This window comes from Altererythrobacter sp. (genome assembly GCF_050299635.1).
Taxonomy (GTDB): domain Bacteria; phylum Pseudomonadota; class Alphaproteobacteria; order Sphingomonadales; family Sphingomonadaceae; genus Erythrobacter.
Genome location: NZ_JBNKWF010000005.1, coordinates 31,960 through 45,393, shown reverse-complemented (window position 1 = coordinate 45,393; position 13,434 = coordinate 31,960). Strand labels below are relative to the sequence as shown.

11 protein-coding genes are annotated in these 13,434 nt (G+C 60.4%); 5 read left to right on the top strand and 6 right to left on the bottom strand.

What is annotated here, in order from left to right; genetic code table 11:
- Positions 1-73: 73 nt before the first annotated feature.
- Both ACQY6C_RS03700 and astD read left to right on the top strand, forming a co-directional pair.
- Positions 74-1,474, top strand: a complete 1,401-nt coding sequence (locus ACQY6C_RS03700) for a protein adenylyltransferase SelO family protein (protein ID WP_427964886.1) — start codon at positions 74-76, stop codon at positions 1,472-1,474.
- A 97-nt stretch (positions 1,475-1,571) separates the two neighbouring features.
- A complete protein-coding gene (gene astD, locus ACQY6C_RS03695; RefSeq protein WP_427964883.1) occupies positions 1,572-2,987 on the top strand; it encodes a succinylglutamate-semialdehyde dehydrogenase in 1,416 nt (471 codons plus the stop codon).
- Between the two features lie 37 nt (positions 2,988-3,024).
- On the opposite strand, the gene ACQY6C_RS03690 is transcribed toward astD, so the two are convergent.
- Both ACQY6C_RS03690 and ACQY6C_RS03685 read right to left on the bottom strand, forming a co-directional pair.
- Positions 3,025-3,876: a hypothetical protein gene (locus ACQY6C_RS03690; RefSeq protein WP_427964881.1), complete on the bottom strand. Its 852-nt coding sequence runs from the start codon at positions 3,874-3,876 to the stop codon at positions 3,025-3,027.
- A 110-nt stretch (positions 3,877-3,986) separates the two neighbouring features.
- Positions 3,987-6,602, bottom strand: coding sequence for a TonB-dependent receptor (locus ACQY6C_RS03685; RefSeq protein WP_427964878.1), 2,616 nt, complete (start codon positions 6,600-6,602; stop codon positions 3,987-3,989).
- 280 nt (positions 6,603-6,882) lie between these two features.
- On the opposite strand from ACQY6C_RS03685, the gene typA reads away from it, so the two are divergent.
- Positions 6,883-8,703, top strand: coding sequence for a translational GTPase TypA (gene typA / locus ACQY6C_RS03680; RefSeq protein WP_427964875.1), 1,821 nt, complete (start codon positions 6,883-6,885; stop codon positions 8,701-8,703).
- A 300-nt stretch (positions 8,704-9,003) separates the two neighbouring features.
- Here typA and ACQY6C_RS03675 read toward each other — a convergent pair whose 3' ends face one another.
- Complete coding sequence (locus ACQY6C_RS03675; protein WP_427964873.1) at positions 9,004-9,423, bottom strand: hypothetical protein; 420 nt, start codon at positions 9,421-9,423, stop codon at positions 9,004-9,006.
- Positions 9,424-9,774: 351 nt separating this feature from the next.
- Between ACQY6C_RS03675 and ACQY6C_RS03670 the strand changes: the two genes are divergently transcribed.
- Both ACQY6C_RS03670 and ACQY6C_RS03665 read left to right on the top strand, forming a co-directional pair.
- A complete protein-coding gene (locus ACQY6C_RS03670; protein ID WP_427964870.1) occupies positions 9,775-10,149 on the top strand; it encodes a VOC family protein in 375 nt (124 codons plus the stop codon).
- A 108-nt stretch (positions 10,150-10,257) separates the two neighbouring features.
- A complete protein-coding gene (locus ACQY6C_RS03665; protein ID WP_427964867.1) occupies positions 10,258-10,926 on the top strand; it encodes an extensin family protein in 669 nt (222 codons plus the stop codon).
- Positions 10,927-10,934: 8 nt separating this feature from the next.
- Here the strand turns inward: ACQY6C_RS03665 and ACQY6C_RS03660 are convergent, their stop codons facing one another.
- From ACQY6C_RS03660 to ACQY6C_RS03650, 3 genes are all read right to left on the bottom strand, one after another.
- A complete protein-coding gene (locus ACQY6C_RS03660) occupies positions 10,935-11,552 on the bottom strand; it encodes a response regulator transcription factor (protein ID WP_427964864.1) in 618 nt (205 codons plus the stop codon).
- Between the two features lie 177 nt (positions 11,553-11,729).
- Positions 11,730-12,473, bottom strand: a complete 744-nt coding sequence (locus tag ACQY6C_RS03655) for a peptidase (RefSeq protein WP_427964861.1) — start codon at positions 12,471-12,473, stop codon at positions 11,730-11,732.
- Between the two features lie 140 nt (positions 12,474-12,613).
- The gene (locus ACQY6C_RS03650; RefSeq protein ID WP_427964859.1) at positions 12,614-13,429 is read right to left on the bottom strand and encodes a transglutaminase family protein; all 816 of its coding nucleotides are present in this window, start codon (positions 13,427-13,429) and stop codon (positions 12,614-12,616) included.
- Between the last annotated feature and the right edge of the window lie 5 nt (positions 13,430-13,434).

Genomic DNA, 13,434 nt, shown 5'->3' with positions numbered 1-13,434 from the left:
AAATTGAGTTCCGGTTCCTTTGCACCATAAGGGCAAGCTTGCGCTAGCCTCAAGGCGTCCCCACTATCGCGGGATGCAATCCGATCCGCAAGCCGCGCAATACCGCCCAGACCCTGCAATCATGGAATTGGCGGAGTGGCTGGGCGATCCGGTCGAGCCAGCTCCATTCCCGCAAGCCACCTTGCGCTTCCGCAACCACCGCTGGGCGAGCGCGATCGGCCTTGATGCGCTGGATGACGAACAATGGATCGCGCATTTCGCGCGCTTCGAGCCGCTGCCGGACAATGTGCCGCATCCGCTTGCGCTCAAATATCACGGCCACCAGTTCCGCGTGTACAATCCCGAAATCGGCGATGGGCGCGGATTCCTGTTCGCGCAGATGCGCGACGCGCAAGGCCGCCTGCTCGATCTGGGCACCAAGGGATCGGGCACGACGCCTTACAGCCGCACCGCCGATGGCCGGTTAACGCTGAAAGGCGGGGTGCGCGAAGTGCTCGCCACCGAAATGCTGGAGGCACTCGGCGTCAACACCTCCAAGACCTTCTCGCTCGTGGAGACGGGCGAAGACCTGTTCCGTAGCGACGAGCCCTCCCCCGCCCGCTCGGCCGTGATGGTGCGGCTGAGCCATGGCCACATCCGCATCGGCACCTTCCAACGCCTGCTTGCGCTGCAAGAGCGCGATCACATGGAGGCGCTGGTCAATTATTGCCTGGGGCAATTTCCCGGCCCTATGCCGCCTGCTGATGCTCCCGGGCGTGACGAACCCGCCGTCATCCTGCTGCATCAGGTGGTCGAGCGGTTGGCGGATCTCGCTGCAAGCTGGATGGTGGCGGGCTTCGTCCATGGGGTGCTCAACACCGACAATATGAACATATCGGGCGAGAGCTTCGACTATGGGCCGTGGCGCTGGCTTCCGGCGTGGGATCCAGGCTTTACTGCTGCCTATTTCGACCAGTCCGGTCTCTATGCCTTCGGACGCCAGCCCGAGGCGCTGCATTGGAATTGCGGGCAACTGGCGGTGGCGCTGCGCCTGCTGGCTGAAACCGAACCGTTGCTGGCAGCGATGAATCGCTTCGGTGAGCTCTACATGGCAGCCATTTCTCGCCGCTGGTGCTGGCGGCTGGGGGTCCAATCGCGCGGGCCGGAGGCGGACACGCAACTGGTCGGCACCTGCGAAAGGATCATGCGCGAGAAGGGGCAGCAGCCCGATGCGTTCTTCTTCGCGCATCGCGGGGGTCGCGCTGCATCAGGCGAATTGAGCGATGTCTTGGCGAACCATTGCCCGGTCGAGGACACGCATCCCTATTGGCAGGATGACACACCACAATCGATGCTGATCGATGAAATGGAAACGCTCTGGTCGGCAATCGACGAACGCGACGACTGGCAGCCGCTTTACAACACAATCGCCGCCATCCGCCGGATGGGCGAGGCGCACGGAACACCCCCAACGCCCGCAGGGCTTGTTTTCTGAGCATTGTTAACCGCTTGGTTGTCGCTTGCGAGCGCCAAACCTTTCCAAACCGGATCAAGAAGCCTAACGGGGCATTCAGCACATTTGGAATACCGAAGTGAACGTCAAGGAATTTATCTCCACGGAGCCCGCAACGGGGGTCGCATTCTGGCACGCAAACGTCAGCGACATCGGTGAGTGCATTCACCGATCGCGCCGCGCATGGCCGGAATGGGCCGCACAACCGCTCGCCAACCGTATGGAACTGGTCCGGCGTTTTGCCAATGAAGTGCGCGCAGTGGGTGACGAGTTCGCCAATCTGATCGCGCGCGAGACCGGCAAGCCGCTGTGGGAAGCGCGCACCGAAGTCGATGCGGTGGTCAACAAGGTGGAGATTTCCGTCCGCGCCTATGCCGAACGGACGGGCAAGAAGAAGCTCGACAGTGCGCTGCAGGGCTCAGCCGCCCTGCGCCACAAACCACATGGCGTGATGGTCGTGCTCGGCCCCTATAATTTCCCGGCGCACCTGCCTAACGGCCACATCGTGCCAGCCCTGATCGCGGGCAACACGATCCTGTTCAAGCCGAGCGAAAAGACGCCGGCGACCGGCGAGCTGCTGGTCAAATGCTTCCACAAGGCCGGCATTCCCGAAGACGTCATCCAGTTGGTGATCGGCGATGTCGAGGAAGGCAAGAAGCTGATCTCCAACGCCAATATCGATGGCGTCCTGTTCACCGGCTCGCTCCAGGGCGGGATTGCGATCAACAAGACCCTGGCCGGCAATCCGGCCAAGATCGTGGCGCTGGAAATGGGCGGAAACAATCCGATCGTGGTGATCGATACGCCCAAACTGGCCGAAGCCGCAGTTCTGATCGTCCAGTCGGCCTTCACCACGGCGGGGCAGCGCTGCACCGCCGCGCGGCGGCTGGTGGTGCTCGAGCATCTCTATCCGCAATTGATGGACGAAGTCCTGAAGCTGGCCGAGAAGCTGATCGTCGGCGAACCCTTTGCCGATCCCGCACCTTTCATGGGGCCGGTGATCGACAATGAAATTGCGACACGGCTGCAGGAAAGCTTCGTCCATCTGCTTACGCATGGCGGCAAGGTGCTGATGCATATGCGCCGGCCAGACAACGCCAGGCCGTTCCTGACGCCGGGGATCATTGACGTCACCAATATGCAGGAGCGCCCGGATGTCGAATTGTTCGGGCCGATCCTGCAGGTGATCCGCGTGCCCGATTTCGACGCCGCCATTGCAGAGGCGAACAATACCCGTTTCGGCCTCTCGGCTTCGCTGATCGGCGGCAGCCCGCAGGACTACAACCGCTTCTGGGCCAATGTCCGCGCAGGTATCATCAACTGGAACCGACCGACGAATGGCGCGTCATCCTCAGCGCCTTTCGGTGGTGTCGGACTATCCGGCAATCATCGTCCGGCCGCCTATTACGCCGCCGACTATTGCGCCTATCCGGTCGCCAGCACGGAGATGGACCAGCCGCGCGCCAGCATCGGCGTGGGCCTCAAGGAAGGTTGAGGGGCTGGAGCGGCGCAAACGACCGCCCCAATCGCCTCTACTCAAAGGTTTCCGTCAGTTGCTCGCCCCCCGAGCTTGCCAGCTCGCCATGAATTACTGACACAAGTGCGGCGCTCACCACCGCTACCGCAATACCGAAAACAACCAGCGTCAAGATTACAAACGATATCAAACCAGGTGACGATGCCCCCTCCCCGCTCGCGAGATCCGAGGTAAGTGAATAGATGACCCCAAATGGAATGGCCAAGAGAAGGATCGCGAGTACGGCAAAGATCAGCATCGAAAGGAATATCCCGAGGACCTTCCCGCTCGTAAGCACCCAAGAACGAGTGATTGCCGTAATGGGATTGCGTACGCCTTCAACGCCTATGATCGGCGGCAAAACCGAAAGCCGGCACGCCAAATAGATCAACAAGGGAATTCCGACGATCAGGCCTATCGCCGCTACCGCGCTCCCAAGTAGTGACAACACACCTACTATTGCTCCGAAAAGAAGCGCACCCAAAAAATATGCGATTAGAAGCAGGACGACCACTCCTAGAAAAGGCAATGCTCCCCTAAATCCTACACTCATTGCTTGGCCAAAATCGGGCGCTAGCAAGGGAGATGCTTGCCTGCTCATCGATACAGCCTGCGCGGCATAGATAGCGAGATAGCCTAGATAGAAGATCGCCAGGAACAGGAACATTCCTGTCCCAAGTCCTGCGAAGGGAGACTCTTGTCCAAGTCCACCCGCCAAGTTGATTGACGAACCGAGGACACCAAAGGCGATCAACACAAACAAGACCTGAATCACAAAGAATACGAACCAAAGCCCTGCCAAGGAGCCGAACCGGCTGCGTGAAATGCCCAATGTCTTCGAAATGACCTGCGAAACGTCGATGCTCATAAAACCCACTCCCCCTCGATACTTGGATCTCATCATAGCATTGCGCCTAACGCAATGAAAAAGGGGCCGGTTTTCACCGACCCCCCTCGAAACTCCAGCGCTCAGTTCGATCAGAACTTGAACCGGACGACACCGCCGTAGGTGCGCGGAACGCTCGGATAGCCCGAGATCGTACCTGCCTGCGCCACGCCATCGAAGATCGTCAGGATGTATTTGTCGTTGAACAAATTGCGTCCCCACACACCAATCTCCAGACCGTTGTTGAGCGCCAGGGTCATCGAGCCGTTCACAAGGTTTACCTCGCGGCTGAATATCTGCGTATTGCCCAGTGACGCGTTGAACGTCGGCAGACCATTGTTGATCGGCGTGTTGCTTTCATGGCTATAGTCGACGCGCGTGATCAGGCGATTGCCGCTCGCGCCGAACTCATGCGTGTAGGTGGCCGAAGTGGACAGCGCCCATTCCGGGATGCCACCCGGGCGCTGGCCGCTAAGATCGCCGACGGGAGAGCCGGTGAAGCTGTCATAGACCGCATCGAGATAGGTCGCCGCAAAGGTGAACACCAGCGGATCGATCGGGCTGATCGTGGTGTCAAACTCGAAGCCCTTGGTCGATTGCTTGCCCGCATTGGCCAATTGGAAACCGGTGCCGGTGAAGGTGAAGCTCTGGAACCCCTTCAGCGTCTGGTCGAACAGCGCCAGATTGAACCCGACGCCAGGGAACTGCGCCTTCAGGCCCACTTCCCAGACTTTCGCTTCTTCGGGACCTGCAAATCGCGAACCGGTCGAAAGGTTCGGGACAGCCAGGCCCGCATCGCGGATTGGCGAAGACGGAGCCAGGATCGTCGATCCGAACGGCCCCGGAATGTAATCGCCAAAGGCCGGGCGGGAATCGCGCGAAAGGTTGATCGAGCTCGCCTTGAAGCCGGTTGCGTAGCTGACATAGACGTTCACACGGTCCGAAACGTCATAGGCTGCACGCAGCGTATAGGACCAGTCGTCGTCGCGAGTACGCCCATCTTCGACCGCATTCGGCAGGTTGAGGAACGGCGGCTGGAACTGGAACGGTTGCAGGCCCAGCAGAGGATTGCTCGCCGGATCGGTCGCCAGCCCGGCGATCTGCGCAAAGACAGCCGGATTGGACTGAGCGAAGGCCGCGATCACCGCCGGATCGGCCGAACCGATCGCTCCCGCAATGAAGGCGTCGACCATGTTGATATTGGCCAGCGGATCGAACGACGTCTGACTGAGAGCAAAATCCTTCTTGTCGTCAGTGTAGTTGAAACCCGCAGTCAGCACGAGACCTTCGACGGGTTCGAAATCCACCGTTCCGAAGATGGACCACGATTTGTTGTCCATCGAAAAATCTTCGGAAGTAAGCAGCCCGGGCGAGAAGATGCTGTTCTGCGGTAGGCCGAGTGCCCCTTCAACGAAGGAGAACGTACCCAACTGGGGCGGGAAAGTGCCGCCCGCGGCACTCGCCAGAAGATCGAAGAACGGCCGCGCGACAGTGCCAGTGGTCAACTGGCTGGCCTGGTCGATACTCTCGTCAAAGTAGAAACCGCCCAGCAGGAAGTTCACCGGTCCATCGAAATCGGATGCGACCCGCAGTTCCTGGGTCAAACTCTTCACATTCTGCCGGCGGAACTCGCTAACGATATCCGCGCTGGTGAAGTCGACATCCTGGTTGAAGAAGTTCTTCAGCTTGCGATAGGCCGAAATCGAAGTGACCGTAAGCGGCCCGGTGTTCCAGTCGACCTGGATGGAACCGCCGTAATTGTCGATCTTGTTGATCGGCTCCTGGTTCAGATAGGTGTCGTAGCTGAACAGATTGTTCGCATCGATTGCACCACCTACAAACGGCAGGATCGCGGCAGTCGGCCCGGCCAGAACATTGCCCACGGTGCAGCAGACTTCATCAATGCGCGAATAATCGGCAATCGCACGAATCTTGAGGTCAGGCGTCGGTTCGAACAGCAACTGCCCGCGTGCGGACCAGCGATTGCGGTCGCTCAGATCCTTGTCGAGATTGACGATGCGCGCATAGCCGTCACGCTTGTTGTAGCTCCCGTCGAGCGCAAATGCGACGTTTTCACCGATCGGGCCGGTGACATCGCCTTTCACAACGATCGAGTTGTAATTGCCGTAACTCGCTTCGACCTTGCCGCCGAAGGTGAACTGCGGTTCGCGCGTGATGACCGAGATCACGCCGGCAGATGCGTTCTTGCCGAACAGAGTCGACTGCGGGCCGCGCAGAACCTCGATGCGTTGCACATTGGCAAGGTCGCCCAGCGAACCGGCAGAGCGCGAACGGAATACGCCGTCGATGAAGACGCCGACCGAAGGCTCGATGCCGAAATTGTTGTCGCCATTGCCGAAGCCGCGAATGATGAAGGTGGTGTTGGAGGAACTCTGCAACTGGCTGACGCGCAGCGATGGCGTAACCGACTGGAGATCGATCAGGTCGCGGATCTGGGCCCGTTCGAGCGTTTCGCCCGAAGTCACGGAGACCGAGATGGGGGTTTCCTGCAACGTCTGCTCGCGCTTGGTCGCGGTCACCACGATGACATTGTCATTGAAAGTGGGTGTCGCATCGTCCGCCGCAGCGTCACCATCCGGATCGGATTGAGCCAGAGCGGCCGCCGGCAATGACAGGGCGATCGTCGCTGCCCCGGCGAGCAAGCCAAGACGGATTGATTCAGCGGCAGCTGTTTGTTTCAAAAGCATGAAATATCCTCTCCATTTCATTCCCGGTATCGGCACGCACCCCCAATTGCGCGTTCTGCCGATACAATGACAGACAATTACGCGAGCGGTCGAATAGGCACAAGTTGCAAAGAAAACATGTACCTGCCCATTTTAACTGTGTTGCGGGTTTGACACAGTTGCCGCTACGTCATCCGTGGCCTTCTGCACTGCAGCCACTTGCCGCCGGGGCGCTCCCCTGCTAACCGCGCGCCCATTGTGCGGCGCAACAAGCGCCCCTCCCCTATCTGCAAGGTCCGAAATGTCCTCCTCACTGCGCAACGTGGCGATCATCGCCCACGTCGATCATGGCAAAACCACGCTGGTCGATCAGCTTTTCCGCCAGTCCGGCACTTTCCGTGAAAACCAGCGCGTGGAAGAACGCGCGATGGATTCGGGCGATCTCGAGAAGGAACGCGGAATCACCATTCTCGCGAAGTGCACCAGCGTCGAGTGGAACGGCAATCGCATCAACATCGTCGATACGCCCGGCCACGCCGATTTCGGCGCCGAGGTGGAACGCATCCTGAGCATGGTCGATGGCGTGATCCTGCTTGTCGACAGCGCGGAAGGCGCGATGCCGCAGACCAAATTCGTCACCGGGAAGGCGCTGGCGCTGGGCCTGAAGCCCATCGTCGTCGTCAACAAGATCGACCGTCCCGATGGCCGCCCGCAGGAAGTGCTGGACGAAGTGTTCGACCTTTTCGTCAGCCTCGACGCGAATGACGAACAGCTCGATTTCCCCACGCTCTACGCTTCCGGGCGCGACGGCTATGCCAGCGAAGACCAGGATGCACGCGAAGGCACGCTGGACCCGCTGTTCCAGCGCATCGTGGACCATGTTCCGGAGCCGGGCCTCGACGCCTCGGGCCCCTTCTCCTTCCTCGCGACGCTGCTCGACCGTGACAATTTCATGGGCCGTGTGCTGACCGGCCGGGTGCAATCGGGCACCGTCAAGCTCAACGATCCGATCCATGCGCTCGATGCCGATGGAAATGTGATCGAGACGGGTCGCGCGACCAAGCTGATGAGCTTCCGCGGGCTGGAACGCGTGCCGGTGGAAAGCGCGCAGGCAGGCGACATCATCGCGCTGGCGGGCCTCGAGAAGGCGACCGTCGCCAACACCATCGCCGATCCCGCCGTGAGCGAGCCGATCGCTGCCCAGCCGATCGATCCGCCGACGCTGGCCATGCGCTTCTCCGTCAATGATTCGCCGCTCGCCGGGCGCGAAGGCGACAAGGTGACGAGCCGCATGATCCGCGACCGCTTGCTGCGCGAAGCGGAAACCAATGTCGCCATCCGCGTGACCGAAGCCGACGACAAGGACAGCTTCGAGGTTGCCGGACGCGGCGAACTCCAACTCGGCGTGTTGATCGAGACGATGCGCCGCGAAGGCTTCGAACTGGGCATCAGCCGCCCCAAGGTTCTGTTCCGCGAAGAGGACGGACAGCGCATGGAGCCCTATGAAACCGTCGTGATCGACGTGGACGAAGAGCACTCCGGCACGGTCGTCGAGAAGATGCAGCGCCGCAAGGCAGAGCTTGCCGAAATGCGCCCCAGTGGCCTCGGCAAGACGCGCATCACCTTCTCCGCCCCTTCGCGCGGGCTGATCGGCTATCACGGCGAGTTCCTGTCCGACACGCGCGGCACCGGCATCATGAACCGGCTGTTCGACAAATACGGCCCCTACAAGGGCCCGATCGAAGGCCGCATCAACGGCGTGCTGATCTCCAACAGCGCGGGTGACTCCGTCGCCTATGCGCTCAACGCTCTGGAAGAGCGCGGCGAACTGTTTATCGGGGCGCAGGCCAAGGTCTATGAAGGGATGGTGATCGGCGAGAACGCCAAGCCGGACGACCTTGAGGTCAACCCGCTCAAGTCGAAGCAGCTCACCAATATCCGCTCATCGGGCAAGGACGATGCGATCCGCCTCACCCCGCCGCGTCGGATGAGCCTGGAACAGGCGATCGCCTATATCGACGATGACGAGATGGTGGAGGTGACGCCGCAGAGCATCCGCCTGCGCAAGGCGATCCTCGACCCGCATGAGCGCAAGAAGGCACGGCGCAAAGCTGCCGCGTAATAGCGCCAGCGCTTGTTGGGATGATGCACACGCGATAGCGTGACGCGATACCCCAATCGCTCCCGTCCATCTATGATCCGTACCGGCTGGTGCCGAAGCGCGGTTTTGTCGATCTTGCATAGTGAGAACGCTTTCCGCTCCCATCTCGCACACTGGGCGATGCCAATTTCGCGGCGTTCCAGGCGGTCAGCCTCGACAACCAGCATGGCGAGCGCTTGCTTGAAGGCGAGCATGTGTATTTGCTGACCCTGCGACCAAAGGATCATTGAGCCGAGATGTCCGATATTGGGTGGAAAGCGGTCAATCGTGATCAAGCGTTTTTGCATCGCGTTTCGCCTTGCGGCGTTCTGCCTCACGCGACCTCTCACCATCCCAAAACTTTCGCTGACGCCTCGCCCAGCGCCAGTTGACGATTGCGAACGGCCAAGGTGCCCAAAGGCTCAAAAAGACCAGCGAGCCTTCAACTCCGTCATGCAAAAGATATGGGCTACAGGGGTAGGCGAACAATATGGCAATGCGTGCTGATCGCTGTGCGCTGTATTCGTCCAACGGTATCCCAGTGCAGGTTGCAACATAGTCAGCGTTCAGTGCAGCGATCAAAACGCCGAAAACGATCGCGGCTGCTGGCCACCAGCGCGAGAACGGAATGCCCGATCCAATCTTTCTAAAATGCCGTTCTTCGTCTGTTAGCCTGCGTCGCCCCATAGGCGCTTTTCGCATTGGATCGAGATGTCCGCAATTGGGTCGTTAGCGGACAATCGCGAGTGGCCCCACTTTATGCTTGCAACCCACTGGTAACACTCATTTTCCTACTGCCCCCCTCGGCTAAACCGTGGTCATGGAACACACCTCAAGCCATGCTCGCCCAGGGTCACACGCCCCACCCGCAAGGTCACACTTTGCGGGGCCGCACAGTCACATCTGCACCCAGCAAGTTCACACTCTTGCGCACCAGGTTCACGCTTTACGGCAAAGAGTCACACATTTGGCCTCCAGGTTTACGGAATGGCGGTTTTTGCCCATGAACCGTGTTCCATGTGTTCCATCGAGTAGGATTTCAGGAGAGCGAACATGGCCAGAGTGACGGGATTAGGGGGCGTTTTTTATGTCGTGGAGGACCCGGAGGCGACGCGCGAATGGTATCGCGAGGTGCTGGGGATCGACGGGCCCTATGGTCCGCAGCTCGCCTGGGCGGAGGAGCCCAAGGCAAATCCCTATTCGCTCATCAGCCATTTCAAGGACGACGAGTATGTGAAGCCCGGCAAGGGCGGCTTCATGATCAATCTGCGGGTCGACGATCTCGATGCCTTCGTGAAGCAGCTCGGTAAGAAGGGTGTGAAGGTGCTCGACACGGCGGACGAAGGCTATGGCAAGTTCGCCTGGCTGCTCGACCCGGATGGCGTGAAGATCGAATTGTGGGAGCAGGTAGCGGACGAACTGCCGTAAACGCGGCCAGTCTTGCGGCTAGCCCGGCCCGCCGCATGCGGCGACTCCCGTGTCGGAACGGGGTGTGAGATTAGGGTTTGGTTAACCATGTTGGCGGATCATCAGCCCATGTCGATACTCCGCGCCTTCGCCATCTCTTCCGCCGCGCTCGCCGTGGCAGGATGCGGCAGCGTGCCGGAAACCTCGCGCGAGGCGCGTGCGCCGGTCTCGGCTCCGCGGCCCTTTGCGGTGACGCAAGAGTCGCGGATGTGCCTTGCCGGCCTGGGCGAGACCGGATCGCGCTTCTCTCCCCTCCCCGACCGTTACTATGGCGGCGGGTGCAACACGGTGAACACCGTGCAACTCTCCGCGGTGCAGGGTGACCGCAGTCAGTTCGGTGTCAGCAATATCGGCCCCGTCACTTGCGGCACCGCGCAGACCTTCGCCGCCTGGGCCCGCTTCGGTGTCGATCGCGCGGCGCGGCAAATCCTGGGGAGTCCGCTCGCGCGGATCGAGACGATGGGCAGCTATTCCTGCCGCAATGTCGCGGGAACCGGCCGCCGCTCAGCCCATTCGCGTGCCGCGGCGATCGACGTTTCGGCTTTCGTGCTGGAGGATGGCCGCCGCATCACCGTCTCCGCCGACTGGTCGGGTGGAAGCGACTCCGAACGGCGCTTCCTGCGGATCGTGCACCGCAGCGCCTGCAAGCGCTTCGGCACGGTGCTGGGGCCGAACTACAACGCCGATCACCATGACCATTTCCACCTGGAACAAGGCGACGGCAGCTTCTGCCGCTGAGGCGCAGCCTAGCTCTCTTTTTTGCCTGCCTGCGCGTCGATCCTGAGTCTGACCGCGTCGGCGGGATGGCGAGCGCCGAGCTTGGACATCATGTTGGCGCGGTGGATTTCGACTGTGCGCGGGCTGATCGCAAGTTCGCGCGCGATCGTCTTGTTGCTGCTGCCCTGGGCAAGCAGATCGAGCACTTCGCCTTCGCGGCGCGAGAGGTTGGCGAGGAGGTTGCGCGCTTCGATCTCGCGTTTCCGCCTTTCGCAATAGGCCCCTGCTTCGTCCTCGATCCGCAGCATGCAGCGCGCGAACTTTTCCGTGTCGAGCGGGAGCGAGAGATAGTCGAGCGCGCCGGCCCTGATCGCCTCGACAATGCGCCCGGCGCCCGGCTGATGATCGAACACGACCAGCGGCAGCCAGATGCCCATTCGTCCGAGACGGTCGATCATCGCTGCGACGCCGCCCCGATCCGCATCGTCGCGCGCGACGATGATCCCTTCGCGCGGTGGCAGGAGCGACAGTTCCTCCAGATCGCCATAGACTTCCGCGTGATGTCCCAGATCGAAGGCGGTGCGCGCCAGCTCCGCGCGGACGCGGCTCGATCGGTCGATGAAATGAAGCGTGGGTTTGCGTGTCATGGAGGCCAGCCTGCCTCCCGAGCCTCGCCTTTTCACGCGAAGACCTGCCCGAATTGGAGCGAAGATCGGGACCAATCGGACCTGACCCACGCAATTCTACCGATGAATTAGGTCCATTGCGGAGCAGAATTGCGCAATTACCCCTACAGGATCGTAACTACGCGGCATGCGGCAGACCTAATCCACGTAGAAACTGTAGTCCGGCAGCGAATGAAAGGTGTTCTTCAGCGCGTCACCCCAGCTCGACGAGATTGCGTTGAAATATGCATCGTCTTGCTGGATCCGATGCTGATGCGTTGGCGCAAACTCGTCACGACCGATCACCAGCAGGTCGAGCGGTAGCCCGACCGAGAGATTGGCCTTGAGCGTCGAATCGAAAGATACCATCAACAACTTGACCGCATCTTCGAAGCTCATGTCGCGGTCATAGGCGCGCAGGATGATCGGCCGGCCATATTTGGTTTCGCCGATCTGGAAGAATGGCGTGTCCCAACTCGCTTCGATGAAATTGCCTTCGGGATAGATCATGAACAGCCGCGGTTCCATTCCAGCGATCTGGCCCGCGACGATCAGCGATGCGGAAAAGCGCCCCTCTCCCCTGGCTCCATTGGCGGATTGCGGCTGCTCGATCGTGGCGCGCAGCAATTGCCCGATTTCCGTTGCGACCTGGAACATGGTCGGCGCCTGCAGCAAGGTATTGCCGCGTTCGTCAGGTGCCTTTGTCCGCTCTTCAAGCTGGCTTACGACCGCCTGTGTGGTCGCCAGGTTTCCTGCCGTCATCAGAGCGATCATGCGCTCGCCCGGCACCTGCCAGTGGAACATCTTGCGGAAGGTGGAGATGTTGTCGACGCCGGAATTGGTGCGCGTATCGCTCATCAGCACCAGGCCGCGATCCAGCATCATTCCCACGCAATAGGTCATTCCAATTTTCCCGTCCGGCCTCAGGCCGCTTGTCTGGTGGCCAAAACGCCGATGCGCGAACAACCATCCTGCACGCTTCGGGTCAAGCCACCGCGAACAATTCGTGACATTCGCTGCGTGAACGTAACCGACATGGCTGGCTATTGCTCGATCCGCTGCTGCTCCACCGCGACATTGACGTGAAGAACCTCTTCGATGGCGCCAAAGCTTATCCCGGTAATCGGAGCTGCCTCACGATAGTCGCATCCGGTTGCGACGCGAACATAGCGCGGATCGGGACTGATACCGTTGGAGATGTCAAAACCGACCCAGCCTAGCCCCTCGATATGAGCCTCAGCCCAGGCGTGAGTCGCTTCCTGATCGATGCGATCATTCATCATGAGATATCCGCTGACATAGCGCGCCGGGATATCCGCAGCACGGGCCGCACCGATGAAGATATGGGCGTGGTCCTGGCACACGCCATGTCCCGCATCGAAGGCTTCTTCCGCTGTGGTACGAGTATGGGTGCGACCGGTTTCATATTTCACATGACCGCGTATTTCCGCAGAAAGGGCATGCAAGTAATCCAATTTGCCTTCGTTGGGATCGGGAAGGCTACGAATCAGCGCGCGTACCCCTGCCCCGGGTTTCGTCAGCCTGGTGTGGCACAGGAAGCTCCAAAGCGGGAGATTGCCCGAATGCCGCCCGATCACGCCGGCATGGTCTTGTGTCTCAACAGTGCCGTTGCAAGTGATCTCCACTTCCTGTGCACCTGCCTCGACCGAAACCAGGGTCACCGTATTGCAGTGCTGGTCCTCATATTCGAGCTCAGGCGAAGCGTGCGCGAAATCCATCGACCATTCGAGTATCCGCTGCCCCTGAGTTTCCTTGGGCGTGAGCCTGAGGCGCTGCAGCGCATGAACCACCGGCTCCTTGAAGCGGTAGTGAGTCGAATGGCGGATGGCGAGGCGCATCGGTT